The 19,023-nt window shown below is 62.2% G+C and carries 21 protein-coding genes and 1 pseudogene; 16 read left to right on the top strand and 6 right to left on the bottom strand.

The annotated features are described in order from the left end of the window. Positions 1-15 precede the first annotated feature (15 nt). On the bottom strand, positions 16-858 hold the full coding sequence (locus tag ACX80U_RS11715) for a hypothetical protein (protein ID WP_459268544.1): 843 nt from the start codon (positions 856-858) through the stop codon (positions 16-18). Continuing rightward, positions 855-1,502 (bottom strand): SatD family protein, encoded by a 648-nt coding sequence (locus ACX80U_RS11720; protein WP_459268545.1) that lies wholly within the window; start codon positions 1,500-1,502, stop codon positions 855-857. The genes ACX80U_RS11715 and ACX80U_RS11720 overlap by 4 nt, the downstream gene beginning before the upstream one ends. A 378-nt stretch (positions 1,503-1,880) precedes the next feature. Here ACX80U_RS11720 and ACX80U_RS11725 point away from each other — a divergent pair, with 378 nt between their 5' ends. The 3 genes from ACX80U_RS11725 (at position 1,881) to ACX80U_RS11735 (ending at position 4,031) form a co-directional block, all read left to right on the top strand. After that, on the top strand, positions 1,881-2,492 hold the full coding sequence (locus ACX80U_RS11725; RefSeq protein WP_459268546.1) for a recombinase family protein: 612 nt from the start codon (positions 1,881-1,883) through the stop codon (positions 2,490-2,492). Beyond that, positions 2,489-2,950, top strand: a complete 462-nt coding sequence (locus ACX80U_RS11730) for a hypothetical protein (RefSeq protein ID WP_459268547.1) — start codon at positions 2,489-2,491, stop codon at positions 2,948-2,950. The genes ACX80U_RS11725 and ACX80U_RS11730 overlap by 4 nt, the downstream gene beginning before the upstream one ends. Before the next feature lie 169 nt (positions 2,951-3,119). Beyond that, a complete protein-coding gene (locus ACX80U_RS11735) occupies positions 3,120-4,031 on the top strand; it encodes a DNA/RNA non-specific endonuclease (RefSeq protein WP_459268548.1) in 912 nt (303 codons plus the stop codon). Between the two features lie 451 nt (positions 4,032-4,482). Here ACX80U_RS11735 and ACX80U_RS11740 read toward each other — a convergent pair whose 3' ends face one another. After that, positions 4,483-4,758, bottom strand: coding sequence for a hypothetical protein (locus ACX80U_RS11740; RefSeq protein ID WP_334210065.1), 276 nt, complete (start codon positions 4,756-4,758; stop codon positions 4,483-4,485). A 569-nt stretch (positions 4,759-5,327) separates the two neighbouring features. Here ACX80U_RS11740 and ACX80U_RS11745 point away from each other — a divergent pair. The 13 genes and pseudogenes from ACX80U_RS11745 (at position 5,328) to ACX80U_RS11805 (ending at position 14,451) form a co-directional block, all read left to right on the top strand. Then, complete coding sequence (locus ACX80U_RS11745) at positions 5,328-6,359, top strand: BLUF domain-containing protein (RefSeq protein ID WP_459268549.1); 1,032 nt, start codon at positions 5,328-5,330, stop codon at positions 6,357-6,359. Between the two features lie 642 nt (positions 6,360-7,001). Continuing rightward, complete coding sequence (locus tag ACX80U_RS11750) at positions 7,002-7,625, top strand: ANTAR domain-containing protein (RefSeq protein ID WP_459268550.1); 624 nt, start codon at positions 7,002-7,004, stop codon at positions 7,623-7,625. 305 nt (positions 7,626-7,930) lie between these two features. Continuing rightward, entirely contained in the window at positions 7,931-8,632 is a 702-nt protein-coding gene (locus tag ACX80U_RS11755; protein ID WP_459268551.1) for a GAF domain-containing protein, read from the top strand. Next, positions 8,632-9,057, top strand: a complete 426-nt coding sequence (locus ACX80U_RS11760; RefSeq protein WP_459268552.1) for a hypothetical protein — start codon at positions 8,632-8,634, stop codon at positions 9,055-9,057. Before ACX80U_RS11755 ends, ACX80U_RS11760 begins: the two co-directional genes overlap by 1 nt. 118 nt (positions 9,058-9,175) lie before the next feature. Beyond that, the gene (locus ACX80U_RS11765) at positions 9,176-9,433 is read left to right on the top strand and encodes a hypothetical protein (RefSeq protein WP_459268553.1); all 258 of its coding nucleotides are present in this window, start codon (positions 9,176-9,178) and stop codon (positions 9,431-9,433) included. A gap of 51 nt (positions 9,434-9,484) precedes the next feature. Continuing rightward, positions 9,485-9,847 (top strand): hypothetical protein, encoded by a 363-nt coding sequence (locus ACX80U_RS11770; RefSeq protein ID WP_459268554.1) that lies wholly within the window; start codon positions 9,485-9,487, stop codon positions 9,845-9,847. A gap of 109 nt (positions 9,848-9,956) precedes the next feature. Beyond that, positions 9,957-10,577 (top strand): hypothetical protein, encoded by a 621-nt coding sequence (locus tag ACX80U_RS11775; protein ID WP_459268555.1) that lies wholly within the window; start codon positions 9,957-9,959, stop codon positions 10,575-10,577. Between the two features lie 69 nt (positions 10,578-10,646). Further along, positions 10,647-11,567: pseudogene (locus ACX80U_RS11780) on the top strand (PRC and DUF2382 domain-containing protein). 268 nt (positions 11,568-11,835) lie between these two features. Continuing rightward, positions 11,836-12,108, top strand: coding sequence for a hypothetical protein (locus tag ACX80U_RS11785; RefSeq protein ID WP_459268556.1), 273 nt, complete (start codon positions 11,836-11,838; stop codon positions 12,106-12,108). Between the two features lie 61 nt (positions 12,109-12,169). After that, positions 12,170-12,430, top strand: coding sequence for a GlsB/YeaQ/YmgE family stress response membrane protein (locus ACX80U_RS11790; RefSeq protein ID WP_459268557.1), 261 nt, complete (start codon positions 12,170-12,172; stop codon positions 12,428-12,430). A gap of 611 nt (positions 12,431-13,041) precedes the next feature. Beyond that, entirely contained in the window at positions 13,042-13,293 is a 252-nt protein-coding gene (locus ACX80U_RS11795) for a hypothetical protein (protein WP_459268558.1), read from the top strand. A gap of 131 nt (positions 13,294-13,424) precedes the next feature. Beyond that, entirely contained in the window at positions 13,425-13,706 is a 282-nt protein-coding gene (locus tag ACX80U_RS11800) for a hypothetical protein (protein ID WP_459268559.1), read from the top strand. After that, positions 13,699-14,451, top strand: a complete 753-nt coding sequence (locus tag ACX80U_RS11805; RefSeq protein ID WP_459268560.1) for an ANTAR domain-containing protein — start codon at positions 13,699-13,701, stop codon at positions 14,449-14,451. The genes ACX80U_RS11800 and ACX80U_RS11805 overlap by 8 nt, the downstream gene beginning before the upstream one ends. Positions 14,452-14,571: 120 nt before the next feature. Here ACX80U_RS11805 and ACX80U_RS11810 read toward each other — a convergent pair whose 3' ends face one another. The 3 genes from ACX80U_RS11810 to ACX80U_RS11820 all read right to left on the bottom strand — a co-directional run bounded on the left by ACX80U_RS11810 (position 14,572) and on the right by ACX80U_RS11820 (position 18,016). Beyond that, entirely contained in the window at positions 14,572-15,348 is a 777-nt protein-coding gene (locus ACX80U_RS11810; protein WP_459268561.1) for a GAF domain-containing protein, read from the bottom strand. Positions 15,349-16,147: 799 nt separating this feature from the next. Next, positions 16,148-16,645, bottom strand: a complete 498-nt coding sequence (locus ACX80U_RS11815) for a GNAT family N-acetyltransferase (RefSeq protein WP_459268594.1) — start codon at positions 16,643-16,645, stop codon at positions 16,148-16,150. A gap of 321 nt (positions 16,646-16,966) precedes the next feature. Beyond that, entirely contained in the window at positions 16,967-18,016 is a 1,050-nt protein-coding gene (locus ACX80U_RS11820) for a GAF domain-containing protein (protein ID WP_459268562.1), read from the bottom strand. Positions 18,017-19,023 lie beyond the last annotated feature (1,007 nt).

Raw genomic sequence — 19,023 nt, forward strand, 5'->3', positions numbered from 1 at the left:
ATAAGTATCTGGGTATTAGCCAGAGTGCACTAGAGCTAAAAATAGCACTGCCAAGACAGACAACGTCCAACTAGCGAGGCTCCCAATAAGAAACTCCTCAGCCTTTGAACCCACCCCGCGGTCCTCGGCAATCTCTGGGAACCGCACAATTCCCTTAGCAGCTGCAAGTGCGGCAATAATTTCCGGAGCATCACTGAATGCAAGAACGACGATCAGTAAGCGTTCCAAGGGGCCAATCAAGCGGCCACCTCTCAAAACGGGTCCTAACTTAGGCTTGTCGCCTGGATGAACCTCGACCACTTTCCAAGTGCCAAAAGTTATCTTCCACTGGGGGGTGTGCTCCGCCGATTTAGCGTGTGCGGTATCTTGGCTGGCAGCTTCCTGGTGTGGGCGACCAAGAGCCATAAGTACTATGGTATTAGCGCTCCTTGTGAGAAATACAGTAAGCGCTACTGCCGCTACAACGGTCGACAGAGAAATGGATTCCGCTGACTGGAGCGCAATCAAAGAGTAGGCGTCGACAACAAACCCTGTGGCTGTTTCACCGGTTTGGTCATAGGCAGCTACTCCCAGTACTAGGAGGAATAGCAGGATCACTGGTAGAAGCCGTAGATTGGTGGAGCGCCAACCGCCACAGGAATCTTCCGTCGTCGGAAAAGGAGAGGGCACTGCCCAAACCCAAGTGGTTGCAAGCACTACACACCCTACAACCAGCAGAGTCGGGACGCCCATCCCCCAAATTGCGAGGACCGAGACAGCCGCCAAAAACGCGACTCGAGTAAGTATTCGTTTATTGCGGCTATCACCTGCGACAGTATCTAACAGACCGATCATCAGAATTAACGTTGGACTAATCATCGTTGTAAATCTTTTGGCAGTCTTCGATGAGACACAGCAAGTGCCCCTCCTCCTGAGCGCCTGAGGCTCTGTGAGACCGCGGATTGTGTAACATCCTCCTGACGCGCTAAATCTGTCTGAGACCTGCCGAGCATTATGCCGGCGGTTAACCGGCGTTCGCGCGGTCCCATAGAACTGATTTTTTCATCTCGCAACAGTAAGAAACTGTTAATAAGCGACGTAAAGCCTATTTCATCACGTTGGTCAGATACGAACCAGGAGCGCAGGTACGGCTCGTTGCCATGCTCTCGCTTATGCGTTTCCTCAATCGCTTTCCGTGCGTTCCACCAAGCCGATCCATCTAGGATGGCGCCAGACTCCCCCTCGTCCACATCGGTCGTCTCACCCCTACCTATCCCGAAGCGGCAATCCACATCCTCTGGCAGCACTAGACGAACGAGGGCTGTCGCCAGTAGCGCGTCTCCTATGCCATAGAAAATTGCCTGAAACTCGTCCCCGACGGTGGGCCAGAGCTCGCGCCGCATCGGCCGTTCCTTTTGGGCTCGATTGAAGGCTTCTCGAATCGAATGTTGCGCTGCGCGACGGTCTTCTAGCTTTCGGGAATCAACTATGTCGACAATGAGCGCCGTGACTGTATCGGGCATGCGTATAAGTCTATAGCTGATGCCGGGGTTTCCATAAGCGGTTTCTTCTGCCTGTCAGTTCCAGCGCTCCTTACGAGTACTGGATGCAAACGCGCAGCAGCCTCTTGCGCACGCCTTTCTTGGCCATCAGTGAGATCGCGTGTAACTTGCATACACCCCCCCGGCTCGAGAAGTGGCCGCTGGAGGGTCTCGTTCGATCCTCTCGATCAATCTCGCAACCCGTGGGTAGCAAGACACTAGGACGAGACACCATTACTCCCCCGCCTTTACTACTCCTTCGATGTCTTGATACCCTGTCTCATAAGCAATGGGTCGAAATTGCGACAGAAGCGTTGGTTGCAAGACACTTTTGCGGGGATACCGGCGTGGAGGAGTGGTGTGGGCAAGCTGATCGGGTACGCGCGGGTGTCAACACGCGCCCAGGACACGGACCGGCAAGTCGTTGACCTCATCACAGCCGGCGTCCGCCGCGATGACCTCTATATCGATTCGGGGGTCAGCGGCGCTCACGCCCGACGCCCGCAGTTCGACAAAGCCCTCGGCGCCCTGCAGGAGGGCGACACCCTCATCGTCACGACCCTCGACCGGCTCGGCCGGTCTACCGCCAACATGCTCGCCCTGGCCGACGAGCTCCGACTACGCCACGTGAACCTGCGGGTACTGAACCTCGGCGGCGGGAACGTCGACACCGGCACACCGATGGGATCCATGGTCTTCACCGTCATGGCAGCCCTCGCCCAGATGGAACTCGAGATCAAACGCGAACGCGTCAATGATTCCAACACCAAGCGCCGGAGCGCCGGCATGGATCTTGGCGGCCGACGCCCCGTGTTCAGCGATAGTCAGATCGCCAACGCCCGCCGGCTCATCGAACAGGGCCAACCCGCCTCCCACGTGGCGCGGGACCTCGGTATGTCACGGGCCACCCTGTACCGGAGGATCGCAAACCTCGAAGCGCAGCAGTGGATTACGGCGCACCCGTCCTCATGACCACTGAAACCACAGTGCCCGGAAGGCCTTCGGATACGCCAGAAGATCCAGCGAGCGACGTGCACGCTCACACCATTGAGGACCACAGGCAATGGATCGAGGTTTGGGTCGGCGATGAAAGCGACGTGACTGACGCGGATCTGCTGGCCTTCCGAAATGATCTGGCCGCTACACCGGGGTGGCGCGAAAAGCCGGTCCTTATCCATATGGGGACCTTGCGCGGCGTGAGCCTGGAGGGCCGGCAGCGACTTATTCAGTATCGGCACCCAACACCGGTCGCCGTTTTGGGATCGGGACCCATGGATCGGGTCATGGCGCACTTCATCATCCGCTCTACGCGCGCCCAATATTTCTCAGCGCGCGCCGACGCCCTGCGCTGGCTGGGCGTCGACCACCCGGGCGAACCACGTCAGCCCGAATATTCCACCACCAGCCCCGACTATGTCGAGAGCACCTGAGGTTCCGTGACGCCCGGTACGAAGTCGAACACGAGCACCCCCTTCTGTTCCGAGTACGTCCTGAGCGCAGTTGAACCCTTCCGGGTGCTGGCAAGGATCACCCGTGAGGACCAGGGCAAAGGCTGCGGGTGTTCATCTGAGTGTCATGCGTCACTGGTAGTTTCCGCTCATGGATGAGCTGCTGTCTGCACTGCGTACCCCCCGTGCCGAGGATCTGTCCGACAGGGTGGGCTTCGATGAGCAGTTCCTGGGCCGCCGGGTACCCATCCCCACCCTCGACGACACCGACACGGTTTTGCTGCCCTACACGCACTTCTCCGTCCTGATGCGGACCGACAAGCGTCTCGCGGCCATCACCGCTCTCGGTATCGACGGGGCGAAGCTGATGGACCTCGACCGGTCAGGTATCGACTGGCGGCTGGATCCGCGTCTGCCAGAGGACCAGCAGACCGGGGAACGGGTCTACGCGCGCAACGACATCGACCGCGGGCACCTCGTCCGCCGGGCATCCGCCGTCTGGGGCGACACCCGCGCCGAAGCCGCCCGGGCGAACGAGGACACCTTCCACTACACCAACGCCGCCCCGCAGGCAGCGAAGTTCAACCAGGGCCTCGAGCTCTGGCTGGGCCTGGAAACTTATCTGCTCGAGAACGCCGCCGACAACGGCCGGCGCCTGATCGTGTTCACCGGGCCCATTTTCAGCGACGTTGACCCCGTCTACCGGGGCGTGGAGATCCCGCTGCGGTTCTTCAAGGTCGCCGTGTTCCTCAACAGCGGATCCCTGGCCGCAACCGGCTACGTCGTGGACCAGACACCGCAGCTCAAAGACCTCCCGGACGTGCCACGGCCGGGCGCCCTCAGTGAGGGAGATGACGGGGACGCTCCCCCGCTGGGCCCGTTCCGCACCTTCCAGGTCCCCATCCGCGACATCGCCGCCCTGACCGGGCTGGACCTGGCGCAACTGATCGCCGTGGACCGGATGCCGATCGCCACGGCACTCCCAAGCGCGCGCGTGGCTTCGGCGTGGCGGGAGCTCACGAGCCTCGAGTCCCTAGACCTGGACTTTGACCTCAGAGGCTAGAACCAAGCCTCAGGCGAGCGATGAGAGTGCACGGCCTTTCCGGTTGCTGGTTTGGCTGGCGTTCTGTACCAACTGCATTACCCAGGAAGCGCCGTTCGTGCAGAGAGGGTCATCCACCTGTGGGCGGGTGGAGCCCGAAGGGTGGAGCTCAAAGCCGTCCATCTGTGGGTGAGCCGGCATTGATCTGGGGAGTAGGTGCGGCCGCTGCGTCGAACAGGCGGTACCGAGCAACAGAAACACGGAAAGACGGAAACACGGATGGTTCGATAGGTATTGAGTGCAGTGCGTGGTCCAACGCCGACATGACGGATCATGTACGGCGTCGTCATCGCGCCCTATGTTCGCTGGTGACCCGCGGAAACGGTGACTGGGGCGGGCGCCGTGAGCCGCCCCTGTCACCGTCCAGACGGTAGTCTCCGGTGGTTTCCCGGACCTGAGAGATGCTCTTGGGCTAGTGGTGCCCGGCTTCTGTTGTGCCGAACATCAGGGTCCGGCGTTGGACGTCGTAGTAGACGGTCTCCGCCGAGGAGAGCAGGTCCTGGAGGTTGTCGGCGTCATCGGCGTCGATCGTCAGTACTTCTTCCCATGCTCCCTGGTCGAGGACCAGTTGCAGGGTCCAGGATCCGGGTTGGCCCGGGTCGCCGGCGACCCAGCTGAACTGGTAGTGGCTGAGCTGGCGGACTTTGATGCTGTCATCGGTGACGGGCTGATTCAGGTTCTGTGCCATGGTGACGGGTTCCTCCTTGAACGACCCACCAAGGTGGGTGCTGTGGCCGGTTTGGACAGATACCGGAAGAACCCAGTTCTCGGTGACGACGTGCATCGGGCTCGCCCGGATGGTCCTCAACGTAGCGCCCTCGTCGGCGCCGGTAAACGCTCAATACCAGCAGCCGAAGCCTTGACGCCTGGACAGCCTCTCGTGCCGGCGGCCAGAGCCCGGGCAGCAACGATCCCTGTTCCGTTGTTCCGATTAACGGCGCCAAATCATGGGTTGAGACGTGTGGTGGTCAGGATAGGACGCTTTGCCGCGCTTGGTCGCTCTGCCCTTGTGGCCTCAGGTCCGGCAGTGAAGGGTGAAAGTAAGGCGGCTTTCCTTTTCCTCCTACTCCTTTATCCCCAGGCAGACAGGAGTACCGTCTTCTCGCTGAGGGGTTGTGCCATAGGGGCAGGGACTGTTTCAAGGCCTTTGTGCCCGCCCATCTCGGAACTCTGGCTCGGACTCTGGTTCGATACGGTGGACGCGTCGATGTGAGGTGGGCTTGCGGACGTGTGAGCAGTTGGCGGGGTTGATGCGGCATGGGTGATTGGTGCGACGATTCTGATCAGGGCCCGGATTATGAGGCCGGTGGAGTTTCCGAGGACAGCGATGAGGACTTGGCTTATCGGGGGCAGGCTGATCAGGATCAACACGCCCTGACCTTGAAGGTCATGCGCCGTTTCGGTATCCCCGTGAGCGACCTGTGGACGTATTACCTGGGCGTGGGCGGTGACGTTGATGAGTTCGAGGTCGACGCATACCTGCATGGACTGATCCGCCTTCCCGCTCTCGACCGGGACCTGATCGCCCATTCGGTCAATGAGATGATCGATGACATGTGCCGTGAAGCTCGAGCCCCCTACAGTTCCAGCAGAAACGAGACCACACCCACCAGCCACCACACCAACCGCGGGACCGCCCCAGAAGCCAACCCAGAAGCCAATCCGGGAGCCGACCCGGGGGTCGACCTGGGGGTCGACTTTGATGAGCAGGTAAGAGCTGCCCTTCGACCCGGCGGCGATCGCTCGAATAACCAGGACAGCCAGGACAACCGGGACAGCCAGGACGGGTGTGATTCGCCTGAGGGCGACGGGATCCTCGCCGGCGTCCAGGGCACCGACGGGGCGGCCCGGAAAGAGCAGGTGCTCTCCATCGTCTACTCCAGCACCGCGACCCGGCCCTTCAGCGACGCTGATCTAGCGGAGCTGCTTGCTGCGTGCCGCCGCACCAACAACTCCTCACACCTGACAGGGATGCTGCTCTACCGTCAGGGTCGTTTCCTGCAGGTCCTGGAAGGCCCCGAAGCGACAGTGCGGGACCGGATGGACATCATCAGGGCCGACCCCCGCCACACCCGGATACGGGTACTGATCGACGACACCATAAACGAGCGGCAGTTCCCGGACTGGACCATGGGCTACGAGCCCCTCAGCGCCACCATGTCCGATGAGGTCCCGGGATATGAGAGAACCTTCACGGACGCGGACAACGATCCGGACCCCACCACCACCATCCAGGTCCTCCTCAAACTCATCCGCTGGTTCCAGGACCGCGCCATCCCCCTACGATGACACCGCCAGCGAGAACCGACGGGAGCTAGTGACGTCGGCACCTGACCCAGAAACCTTTCCAATCAGCTCCTTTCAGGGTCGGTATCCGCTGGTGTCTGACCGTCCCGTTGCGTCACGCGCCTGCCGCGCTCGGCGTGATAGAGGTCTGCTCGAGCATCGTCGATGCGTTCTCGAGCGAGGACCACACTCCTGATCAACTCCGCTAGGCCAGAAACACCCCTGGGGTACCTTCCGGGCCTCCGATACCTCGCAACGCATCAGCAACAACGTCAGAGCATCGCACGGGAGGTGGGATGAAGCGGGATACCGTCGGGGTGGCCCGCGGAATTCTCAGGCACTGCTTCGATCTGGGTCGGCAGGTGACCAGAACCCACCTGTTCGAGCTGACCGCCGACGCACACCACCACCGGCGCCATGGCTGCCATACTCAGTGAGCGTCAGGACGGCAGAGGCGGAGTGGGCAAGAGGAAACCCGCGGTCCGCCGGCCCGGGACCGTGAGGTGCAACGAGGCGAGGGTCTTGCTAATCTGTCGGTTTGGATACGGGTTAAGACGCTAGCCCGGGTCGAGCACGTCGAACGGCTTTGTCATGTCCTCCACCGTTGAACCCACTGAGTCTCCATCTGTCCCCCTGTCCGGGGCCGTGTCCAGTGTCGAATACTTCATCGACTGTTCGACCGGCACCGTTGAGCACTACTTCGCCGACGACACCTATCACTGGTCGGATGAGCTGTACCGGATCCACGGCTATGAACGCGGCGACGTCGTCCCCACCCTCGAACTCGGCATGTCCCACTTCGTGGCCGAAGACCGCGACGCCGTCCGGGCGTTTTGGACCCAAGTCACCACGAGCGGTGGGCCCTCCTCCATTTACGCCTCCCTGCGCGACCTCACCGGGCGCACGCACAAGCTCCTCATCTCCGCGGACCTGATCCTCAATGATGAGAAGGAACCGGTCGGGGTGTGGGCGCTGGTCGTCGACCTGACCCGCTCCATCCACGCGGACACCCACCGCCTCGCCAACGAAGCCGTCGCCGCGTCCGCGGTGAGCCGGGCCGTCATCGAGCAGGCCAAGGGCATCCTCATGGGACGCGCTGGCCTCAACGCCACCGAGGCCTTCGACCGGATCAGCTCCTACAGCCAGCGAACCAACCGCAAGGTCGTCGTCATCTCCCAGGAAATCATCGATCGAGCCGTGAAACTCACCCGCGAGAAGCAACATCAGTCCCGCACCGACGCCCTGATAGACCTCTTCCAAGCCCTCTGAGCAGCCCTTCGCCCAAAAGGGTTGCCAGAATTTGGTGGAAGATTTACCACTGTCTTTAAATACTGGGCGCGTCCATCGCGCACCGCCCCTAGAGACCTGGCCGCGAAAAAGTTTCCAAGGCACTGGGGTAGCAGCAGTACAGTTTTGAAGTAGATGTTGCGTTAGCGCGGATCTATCGGGGTTGAGCAGACAGCCCTCAACCGGCAGGGGTGGCACCCCTGCAGGACAGGTGAAGGCCCACCGTGAACACCACCCCCCAACCCTCCCCCTCCTCCTCTCGTCCTCCGGAGCTTCCTGCTGAGTTGTTGGCGGTCTTCGGGCGCACCAACGGTTACCTCCTCACCGAGCAGACCGCCCACGACGCCGTCGACGGGCTCGCCGAGATCGCCCGTGACATCATCGGCGCCGCTGAGGGCGCGGGTGTGAGCATCATCGACACGGACGGCACCCGGATGAGTGTCGGCGCGACGAACCCGCGCGTGCTCGAAGCCGACAACCTGCAGTACGAGTTCGGGGAAGGGCCGTGCATCACGGCTTGGTCGCTGGGCGAGCCCGTCTACATCCCCGACACCCGCACAGAGCCCCGGTTCCGGACCTGGGCGTCCGCCGTGACCGATGTCGGTATCCGCTCGTGCCTGAGCGTGCCCCTGCTGAATACGCCGGCAGGACTCGGGGCGATGAAGGTCTACTCCAGCACCGTCGACGCGTTTACCGACGAGGACCGGCGGCTGCTGACCAACCTCGCGCGCTCCGCCGCAGCCCTCCTCGGTCATATCCAGGCCAGCGACACCCCGCAGCGGATCAGCAACGACGTCAAGGCGTCCCTGGCCGAACGGGACACCATCGGCGTGGCCCGCGGCATCCTGATCGAGCGCCTCGACCTGGACCGGCAGGCGGCCATGAACCACCTGATCGGCCTCGCCACGGACGCGGACACCACGATCGGCACCATGGCCGCCAGGATCAGCGAGCGTCGGGACGGCTCGAACCCCGCCCCTGGTGCTTGATGACCCGGTACTCTCCCGAGGAGCAACGACAGCGCACGTTGCACGCCATCCACGCCAGCGGGCTCGACGTGCAAAGTGTCTGGGTCCGTTATTTCTCCCTCACCGGGAACGTCGACGAGTTCGAGGTCGATGCCTACCTCAACGGGCTGATCATCCTGACCCCAGCGGATAGGGACCTCGTCTCCCACGCGGTCAACGAACTCATCAGCGAGACACGACCCCCCACCGCCCCCTACAGCGACGACCCTGACCTCGATGACGCGGAGGTTCTGGCTGCCCTGAACGCGCTGACCAGCCTTTACCACCGGAAGGACCAGGGTGACCGGGATACCCGGAATGGCCTCGATGACCGGGGTGACCGGCGTAACCGAGAGGATCACCGGGGGGATGATCTGGGTGAGAACGGCCGTGGACGGGGCAGATGAGGCGTGGTGACGGGCGGGCTATCGTTGATGCCGCGAGGGCGTCTGCCTGCTGGGACGCACGATCCGAGCATGCCTTGAGAGGACACTGCGGCTCAGCGAGGACCGCGTCGAGCACACTATGAGAGAACCGGCACAGCTGCAGGACCTCGTCCTGGACAGTACGGACCTCGAACGATTCCTGACCAGGCTCGCCGTGTTCGCGGTCGCCACCTTCACTGACGAGACATGGGAAGTGTTCTGCGGCATCACGCTGCTACGACCCAAGAGCAAGAGCGTCATCGCCAGCAGCAGCAACCAGGCCAGGAACCTCGACGAGGTGCAACTCGCCTTCGATGACGGTCCGTGCCTGCGGGCGGCGCGCGAAGGACAGATCTAGGTCATCGAGAACTTCACGACCGAAGACCGCTTCGGCGACTACTCTCCGGTCATGCTCAGCCACGGAATCCGCTCCGCCCTGGGTGTGCCCATCGTCCCGGACGGGCATGCCGCAGCGGGCCTGAACCTCTACGCGACCACCCCGGACGTCTTCGACCCCACTGCCCTGGCCGCAGCGGACACGCCCGGTAAGGAAGCATCACAACTCCTGCGGATGGCCGTCCACATCGCCCACCTCACGGCCACCAATCACCACCTCACCCAGGCCATGAGCACCCAGACCACCATCGATGCCGCCGCGGGCATCATCATGGCCCAGAACCGGTGGCGTCCTTCAACGCGACCAGCAGATGCCGACCTCGCCGTAAAGTTCTTCAAACAAGAAAGCAAGGGTACTTATTATCAGCACCCTTAGTTACTGTCGATGTGGGGGCGTTCCCCTCGGGAAGATCCCGGCTGACCTGCCCGAGGGATGAACGCAAGCTACAGACCGTACTCGCAAACGCCTATGAGAAGGACACATCATGGCAGATAACACCTCTGGGGCCAGCACCCCCAAGCAGCGGCGCCACGACGTGGTTGCCGCCGAAAAGGAAGCCTTCGGTGGCATCAAGTTAGGTTCCGCCTTCTTCGGCTGGCTCACCGCCATCGGCATGACCGTCATCCTCGGCGCCCTGGCAACAGCCATCGGTGTCGGCGTCGGAGCGGCGAACACCGCCGGCGCGCAGGACGCCGCGAACCAGGCCACCCAGAACGCAGACACCCTCGGGATCGTCAGCGGCATCGTGCTCGCCATTGTCCTGTTCCTGTCCTACTACTGCGGCGGCTACGTCGCCGGACGTATGGCGCGCTTCGACGGTGTGAAGCAGGGCATCGCCGTATGGCTGTGGGGCATCATTGTCGCGATCCTCGTCGCGATCCTCGGCGCTATCGCCGGCAGCCAGTTCAACATCCTCTCCAGCATCGGCGGCGCACCGCGGATCCCCGTGGATGGGAGCCTGCTCACCGCATCCGGCCTCATCGGCCTTGCCATCGCCGTGCTCGCACCTCTCATCGGGGCCATCCTCGGCGGCAAAGCAGGCATGCACTTCCACCGCAAGGTCGACCAGGTCGGCATCGACCACCAGACCGGCCTCCACGGCTAACCAACCGCACCCACTTCCGGTCCCCCATATGGGCCTGAACATAGATTCACCATCACGAAGGAGTTCCCTATGATCACTCAGAACGACATCGACACCCTCCTCTCCGGCCGCGGCCACGTCCTGGACTCCGACGGATCCAAGATCGGTTCCGTCGGTCAGGTGTACCTGGACGACCAGACCGGTGACCCGAGCTGGGTCACCGTGAAGACCGGCCTGTTCGGCACTCACGAGTCCTTCGCACCCCTGCAGGGCGCGAACGTCAACGGCAACGATGTGACCATCGGATACACCAAGGACCAGGTCAAGGACGCACCCCGCATCGAATCCGACGGCGACCTCAGCCCCGAAGAAGAAGACCGCCTCTACCGCCACTACGGACTCTCCGGACACACCGGAACGACTGGAACCACGGGCACGACCGGAACAACTGGTGGGGACTTCCTCGACACCGACACCACCCGCACCACCACGACCAGCGCTGGAACGAGCGGGTACGAGCCCGGCTTCCAGGCCGACGATGAGCGGCTGGACCGCCGGGATCAACCAGGCACGGTCGGTCACGACACCTCCGGTCCCACTACGGATGATGCGATGACCCGCTCCGAAGAGCAGCTCCACGTCGGCACCGAACGCCGCGAAGCCGGCCGCGCACGCCTGCGCAAGTACGTGGTCACCGAGAACGTCACCAAGACCATCCCCGTCACGCACTAGGAGGTCCGCATCGAGCGTGAGCCGATCACGAACGCCAACCGGGGCGACGCCCTCGACGGCCCGTCGATCAGCGAGGAGGAACACGAAGTCATCCTGCACGCCGAGCGTCCCGTCGTGGAGAAGGAAGCTGTTCCGGTCGAGCGCGTCCGCCTCGACAAGGAAACCATTACCGAGCAGGAAACCGTCACCAGTGACGTGCGCAAGGAAAAGATCGAACTCCTCGATGACACCACCGATGGCACCACCACTGGCACCGGCACCACCAACCCGCGCCACTAGGTTGATCGCCGGCCGTTTGCTCGGAGCACGCGGACGGCGCTGAAAGCTTTCGTGAGGGTGGAGTACCGCAGATAGCGGCACTCCACCCTCACGTGTTGCAGCGTCTGTGTTGCAGTGTCGGCGGCAGCAGGACAACCGAAACTTCAGGACCCGTGGTCCTACTGAGGAACCGGACTAAAAAGGGCCGCCCCAAGCGGTCAGCAGTAGAGGCAATGGCCCGACCTGCGGCACGACAGGTGGGATGACAAGCAATGCGCGAGAGGAAACGATGAACGCCCCATTCGTGGTTCTGGATGCGAACTCGACCGGTGGAACCAAGTTCCTGGATGAACAAGGCAACGTCCTGGCCTTCTTGAAGGCCGATGTCTTCCCACCCGTCGGCACCGACGTGCTGTTGCCAGACGGCAGACACGTCCACGTTGAGCGTCTATGGCTGGACCTGCACAGTGATGACCAGACAGCACAAATTTCCGTCACGGTGAGCGACAACTCTCCTGCCACAGCCCACGGAACCACGCCACGGGCCGGTAGGCGGCTCTGATGACCACACGAGGCGGTCCTACACGGATAACGGGCCGCCCTACTCATAAGGGGTGTGTCAGGTGATTGAATTCGCCGCTGTCGGACTATTCGTCGGCGGCATATCCCGACTGCTCAGGCCAAAACACCGGCACCTGAGCGCACTGGTAACGCTGTCTCTGGGACTGGCAGGTTCACTCCTGGGCGCCCTGATAGCAAACATGCTGGGAACAGGACCGCTCTTCGAACTCAATCTTGCTGGTTTCCTCATCGCCTCCCTGGGAGCAGCACTGCTCATCGCTCTGCCGAACATGATCGCCGCTCAGTGCACGCCCGGCCGGTGACCAACGTACTGAACCCACATCGTGTGGCTGCAGGCATGTTCGAGAACAAAGGACTTTGCTAAGGCGCCTAGAAACCTTATGCTTTTTCTTGGTCCTGCAAGTGGCCACTGGAAACTCTTCTCGCGGAGCTCTCATGCACCCCCGTCTCCAGGCCCTTGTACGGGTCGACCTGTCTTGCACATCTGCCATCATCGACGTCAGAGGCAGCTTCACCACCACCAACTACCGGGGTCTTCTCCCGGTCATTCGGCGTGCCCACGCCCTGCCGGGGCATCCTTCGATCACCGTGGACCTGACACGGGCGCCCTTCACCGATCCGAAGGCGTCCGAGCTCCTCATCCAAGCGTGCGCCGCACTGCCGTACCTGACGGACGCAGACGCGATTCCTCTGCGCATCGTGGATAACAACGCGTTCACACGGCGTGAGCGAACCGCACGGATCTCGCTTGCAGCAGCAGCCTCGCCGTATCCCCTGGCATCCTGACCGAGCCCACACCCTATGTGCGCTGCTTTCCATCTCAATCCCCCTTGTTTCACCTCGTGCAGCCCGTTCCACCCTGGATTCGGGTTGACCGCGCTAACCCGTTCGGTTCGTTACTGAAGGAGACATCATGAACAGCAAGCTTGCCCCGACCGATGCTTTTCCCGACGACCTCGCAGTACTGAACGACACCGACATCCAGATCCTGCACAGCCGGCTCCAGCGCCAGCAAGACTTCGAGTACGTCCACGCGTTCGAAGCGGACCCGGAGACCGAGTTTCGCCTTGCGGAAGTCCTCGAAGAACTCGACCACCGCGAAAGCTCCGTCCACAGCAGCCACATACCTGACACCGCTTTCATGCCAGTGAGTCTTCTGGTCTGATGTTCCACTGCGCCGCGCGCACCGCGGCGGCGTGCAGCACTCAGTAGAATAAGCGGTCATAACTGGGACCGCTCCGCAGGCGGCTATCTGCGAAGCGGCTCTACCCTTCTAGCGTAAGAATTGAGCATCTGATGAGTACGAGGATCACCCCCGACGAGCCCTTCCCCGAAGACCTCGGCGCGCTGGCCCAACCGGAGGTCGAGGTGCTCAACAGCAAGCTGCACCGGGAACTCGATCATGAGTACGTGCACGAGGGTAGCCCGTCGCCGGAAACCGAGAGCCGGCTCGAGGAAGTCACCGACGAACTCGACTTCCGGGACCTCGCTCCGGACAGCGCTTCTGTGCAGGTAGACCCTGCGGCAGTCACCTCCGCGCAGGGCTCGAACGGTCAGGATGCGCAGTCACGTGCCTGATGAGCAGGAGCTGACCCGCGAGGTCGAGCAGGACACTGTGACCGCGATGCTGCAGGACATGGTGATGGACAGCGATGACGTGCAGGAGTTCCTCACCGGTCTCGTGCAGGTCGCGTCCCGGGCTTTCACCGGCGCGTATGGTGAGGTGTTCTGCGGGGTGACGTTGCTGCGGCCCAGGTCCATGGTGACGGTCGCCGCCAGCAGCGCCGAAGCACAGCGGATGGATGAGATTCAGTACGGGTTCGACGACGGGCCCTGCCTGCGTGCAGCCCGCGAGGGCATCACCGTGCACATCCCGGACTTCCATACTGAGACGCGTTTCCCTGAATACAGGGAAGCAATTGCAGCGAACGGCTTGCGCTCCGCCCTGGGTATCCCGATTCGGCTTGACTCAGGGGCCAGCGCTGGCCTGGACTTCTACTCCACCGAACCCAATACCTTCGACGACAAGGGCATCGCCGTCGCTGAAGGTTTCGCCCGGGACGCGTCCCGCTCCCTCCGCCTTGCTGTTCGGATAGCCCAGCTCAGTGACGAAGCACGGAACCGGCAGGTGGCGATGGAGTCCCGCACAGCCATCGACATGGCCGTCGGAGCGATCATGGCGCAGAACCGGTGCGGGCAGGACGAGGCCATAGCGATCCTGCGGCGGGCTTCCAGCGGGCGGAACATGAAACTCAAGGATCTCGCGCAATCGATGCTGAGCTCCCTCGGTCACACCGGCCCCGTCCGAACCCATTTCACCTGACAGATCACCCCCCGCATGCAGGTCAACGACACCCGCCGGCCCGCTCCCACCCCTCCCACGGCTCCACCGTGACTTCACCGAATCCACCGTGTCTTTTCTGTGGTTGCAGGCACGTCAGTGTCAGGTGTTGATGTCGTCCTCGACGAGTCGGGCGAGATGCCGGAGGAACTGTTCGTCTTGAATGGAGAAGTCGCGGGGCTTTTGGTCCATGACACATAAGGTTCCAACGGTCCACCCGCCTGGACCCCGGAGCGGGTGCCCGGCATAGAAACGAATAAACGGCTCCCCCAGGACCAGGGGGTTGGTGCTAAAGCGTTCATCCTCGAGAGCGTCGGTCACGATGAGAGGCCCCCCACTCCGGATCGTCGCGTGGCAGAACGTGATCTCCCGCGGCAGGTTCTGCTCCATTGCACCGACAACGGACTTCAGGAATGTGCGGCGGTCATCAATCAGCGCGACGATCGACGAACTGACAGCGAAAAGATCCCTGGCGTGTTGCGTGTGCCGGTCGAACCGCTCCTCCGCAACCGAATCAAGCAGATGCGTACGATCGAGGGCAGACAACCGCTCCGCCTCCTGCTCGTCCTGCGTGAAGAGAAACGCACCCATTGCACCAAGCTCTCGCCGTGAATCCCCTGCTGCCTGATCCGCTTCATCCTCGCCACCGACCGGCACCCGAACCAGCACCTGGGTCGCCTCGAGCAACTCGTTGGCTGCCTCCGCAAGCAACCGTCGATCAGAGGAAAGCAACTCCACCAGGCCCGACAAGTAGGCCTGAACTTCGAACAACGACATGAGACCACCGAGCGCGTAGTACCGCACCCACAGGTCCTCCACGCTCAGCTGCGCCTCGGCCAGGGCAAGCGTCGTGATCTTCACCTGCACTTGCCCGTCCATCCCAGCCTCCACACCATTTCCGATGACGCATCGAGAACTCCGGAGCGATCTTCCAGAACAATAATCAGCACCCTTAGTAATTCAGGGTATCGCGCCCCTCCTCGCTGGACCAACATCCATGCCGACCGACCCGGACTGTAGGCACAAACCTCACCTCAAGCCCACCCCAGCACTCGGCGACCTCATCATCCAATAAGCCCACGCATGACGAGACACCCCAAAACCCCGGCTGCGCCTCATTTGGGCCGTGCGTAGCAGCAACGTTTCACCACACCTACCTGCGTCATTAACACCGGCTATATGCCTTAGTGGACGACGGATGTCCACGCACAGCCCGCTGAAACCCGCTGGGTAAAGGTGCAGGAACATAGCGGGCGTGCCGAAGGGGCCACGCAACCTTCGGCATCGTCTGGGGCCAGCAGGATGCACCTTGACCGGGGGCTTGGAGTCTTGTTGCGGTCGCGCATCATCGGCATCCCTGATCCATCCGCGGTACGTACGCTCGAAGGAAGAACTCGAGCACGACACTCAAGAAGCGATGAAACAAAGGCAAGTCATGACTGGAAGCACTAGGAAGCCCTAGGAAGCACCGCACGACGAACAGTGAACGAGACAACGCCTGGACATCAGATGCGTGCTCCTCGGGGCAGGCCTGGGCATCCTGACCGGCTGTGCGACGGGAGCGGAGGACATGCCGGGTTCATCGGATGATGACCCGCTAGTAGTGAAGGACTGGATCTATTCGCGGCCAGCGCATGGTTGACCAGCCGGCGCGGTAGGTGCTGCCCGTCGGGTTCTTTTAGTGCCGAGGTTGGGCGGTGAGGGGCTCGTACTGGGGGTTGTCAGCCAGAAACGAGAGGGCCATGGGGCACCGCGGAACGAGGCCGAGGCGTCGCTTGTGAGTGTTAAGAACGACGTGGCGCATCAAGGGCACATCGAGACCCTGATCCCGGAAGGCTGGCTGCTCCACGCCGTCGAAAAGGATGACCTGCCCACCGTTGATCCGGTATCGCATGTACGCGGCGAGGTCTCCATCGATGAAGAACTCGAACCTGCAGTACACGGGGTTGTCGCGGAACCCCTCCTTGATGTGGTGCACCGAGCCGGTATCAGGACCGCGTCCTGCAGCGTGCTGTGCACGAAGCTCAAGTTCCTCGACGAGCATCTCGTAACGGTCGAGGGCGCCGGCCGGTGGGTAGTCGACATCCATCAGCTTGTAAGCCTGGTTCACCATGACCCGCAGCTGCCTGGTCGACAGTGCCGGGAGATCCTCAGGTGTCACCGCGTCGTCCAGCATCACGCTGTGATGCTCATGACGAGGAGCCCGATCTTCGGGTGCCCGAACCTTATCGGCGGCATCGGCCTGAGGGGTGTGGGTCGCTAACGTAGGAGAAACCGGGCTCTTGGAGAGCTGGGGGTGGATGGGGTGCAAAAGTTTTGTCATGGCGTTCCTGTGCTCGTCAGGACCATGGCCTTTGTCTGGACCTCGGTGTCTTGTGACACTATCGACAAGCCGGTGGAAAGCACACCCGGCCGGCTGATCTTTCGACGGCAGGATTGACTTCTCGGCCTTGTCGTGTTGGTTCCGGTCGTGTTGGTTCCGGTCGTATTGGTTCCGCTAGACCCACATCTCGAGTTGCACTTGCGCGGCGAGGATCCTCAGGACTCGCGCATCGTCCTCAGTGAAGGTCCTCGGCCGGTCGTCAATCAGGCAGAGGGTTCCGATACGCCAGCCATCGACTGTGCTGATGGGGTGGCCGGCATAGAAGCGGATCCGGGGCCCGCCACTGACGAGGGGATGATCCCGCCACTGCGGGTCGGTGGTGGCATCGGGAATGACGAGAGTGCGCTCCCTTTCGATGGTCTTCGCACACAACGCCACAGCCCGCGGAAGGTCCTGGCCGATAGGCCCGACGACGGACTTGATGACCTGCGCGTCCTCCGTGATCAAGGCGATGGAAGCCGAACTGACGCTGAAGTGGTCCCGAGCCTGCCGGGTGATCCTGTCGAAGCGCTCCTCCGCACCGGTCTCGAGCAATCCCGACTCATACAACGCGTGGACGCGCCGGAACTCGGCCTCATCCACCTCGGCCCTATCTAAGGCGAAACCATCCAGGCCCGCATCATCCCCTGCTCCCGCCTCGGCAGCACTAGCATTACCGGCATCACTGGATTCGGGGGCGGTCATCTCCGTGCTGGTGCCGATGCTGGTGCCGGTGGTGCTGTGGTCTCCTGCCGGCGGGGCGGTGAAGTCGTAGCCGTCGGGGGAAAGGGCCAGGTCGCGCAGATAGTCGCTGTAGCCGGAGAGCGAAGCGACGTCCTGATCGCTGTAGTGCGCACCATCGGCCGTGGAGCCGGTACTGTCGAGCAGTTCGTTGATGGCCTGGGCGAGCAGGTCCCGCTGCGCTACCGGGAGCATCACCAGGCCGGACAGGTATCCCGCAACCTCGAGCTCGTCGGCATCACCTGTGAAGCCGAGGTACGCCACGAACACGTCCTCGGACCTCAGACCGGCGGCCCGCACTGTCTGAATCGCACTCCACTGCTGAACATACTCATCCAGCACGTTCGATCCTCCACTAACTTCTTGCCTGTACCCCGCCTCAGCACATACCAGGTTGCGGCTATCGACCAACCTTAGGCTCTCGTGCACTACCTCGTCGCTCATCTGTTGCCGACACAGCTGATCGACATTTCACCACAATTCTGCAACCAAGGGCAGGAGCGTCACGAACCAATCAGAGACTCGCCAACCTACGCTGAGCCCTGTCGCCAGGAGGCTCCGGTAGACACTGGCTCTCCCACCAGGCCGGACGAGCGATATCACGTCCCGCACCGCAGCCGGCTTTGCTGCACTGTACAAATCCCGGAAACTTGCCGTGGCACAAGGGCTTGGCGCCCAAATGAGTCTTTTGGGCTGGCTCAGCGATGGACGGTCCGGTGCCCGGCTCCGTCACCCTTCCGGTTGAAGCAACCAAGGGTAGAAGCATGCAGTTGGGCTGCACGATCGCGCGTTATGCCGAGGATCTTGATTCCTCGTGGGTATGGTCGTCCGGGGCCACCGCGTGGTGATCTTCATGCTATTGGGTAGGTTCGAGGTTCTACCGACACCTCCGACCCGTTGCAGAGTGATCCAACCTCATGCTCGGGCAGTTGCTAACTGTTAGTGAGCGAAAGTACCTTCCATGACTGATAACGAAACGCGTCACCATGGCGGACCGGCGTCCCTGCCTGACACGGGGATAAATGGCGCGTTGCCGGCATGCAGTGAGGGCCCGGTCGAACCAAAGAACACGCGAGATCAATTGCGGAAGGTCGAGGAGTTCATTGGTGCCATAAATGACGTCGTGGCTGACCTCGCCGGGCGGCCATCAGCGGATGCTGAGGCTCATGCGAACAGCGAAGCGGTGGTGTGGGTTCGTCGCGCCCTGAAGGACGTGTTGGCCACCTGCACCGGCCTACACCTCAGCTCACAGCAGGATGCACCGGCACGGCCCCCCTCCTCGACAGCGCGCTGACGGACACCATGTCGTTCAAGGGTGCTGCGCCGGCCCTGATGCCCGATTGTGAACAGATCAGGTTCCGCTTGACCATTTGCAAGGACCTTCCTCCGCGGCTCAAGCTCTGCGGCACCGGGGCGGTTGCGCCTACCGTGGATGACCATGAACCGGTCGC

It is taken from the genome of Arthrobacter sp. TmT3-37 (assembly GCF_054510835.1).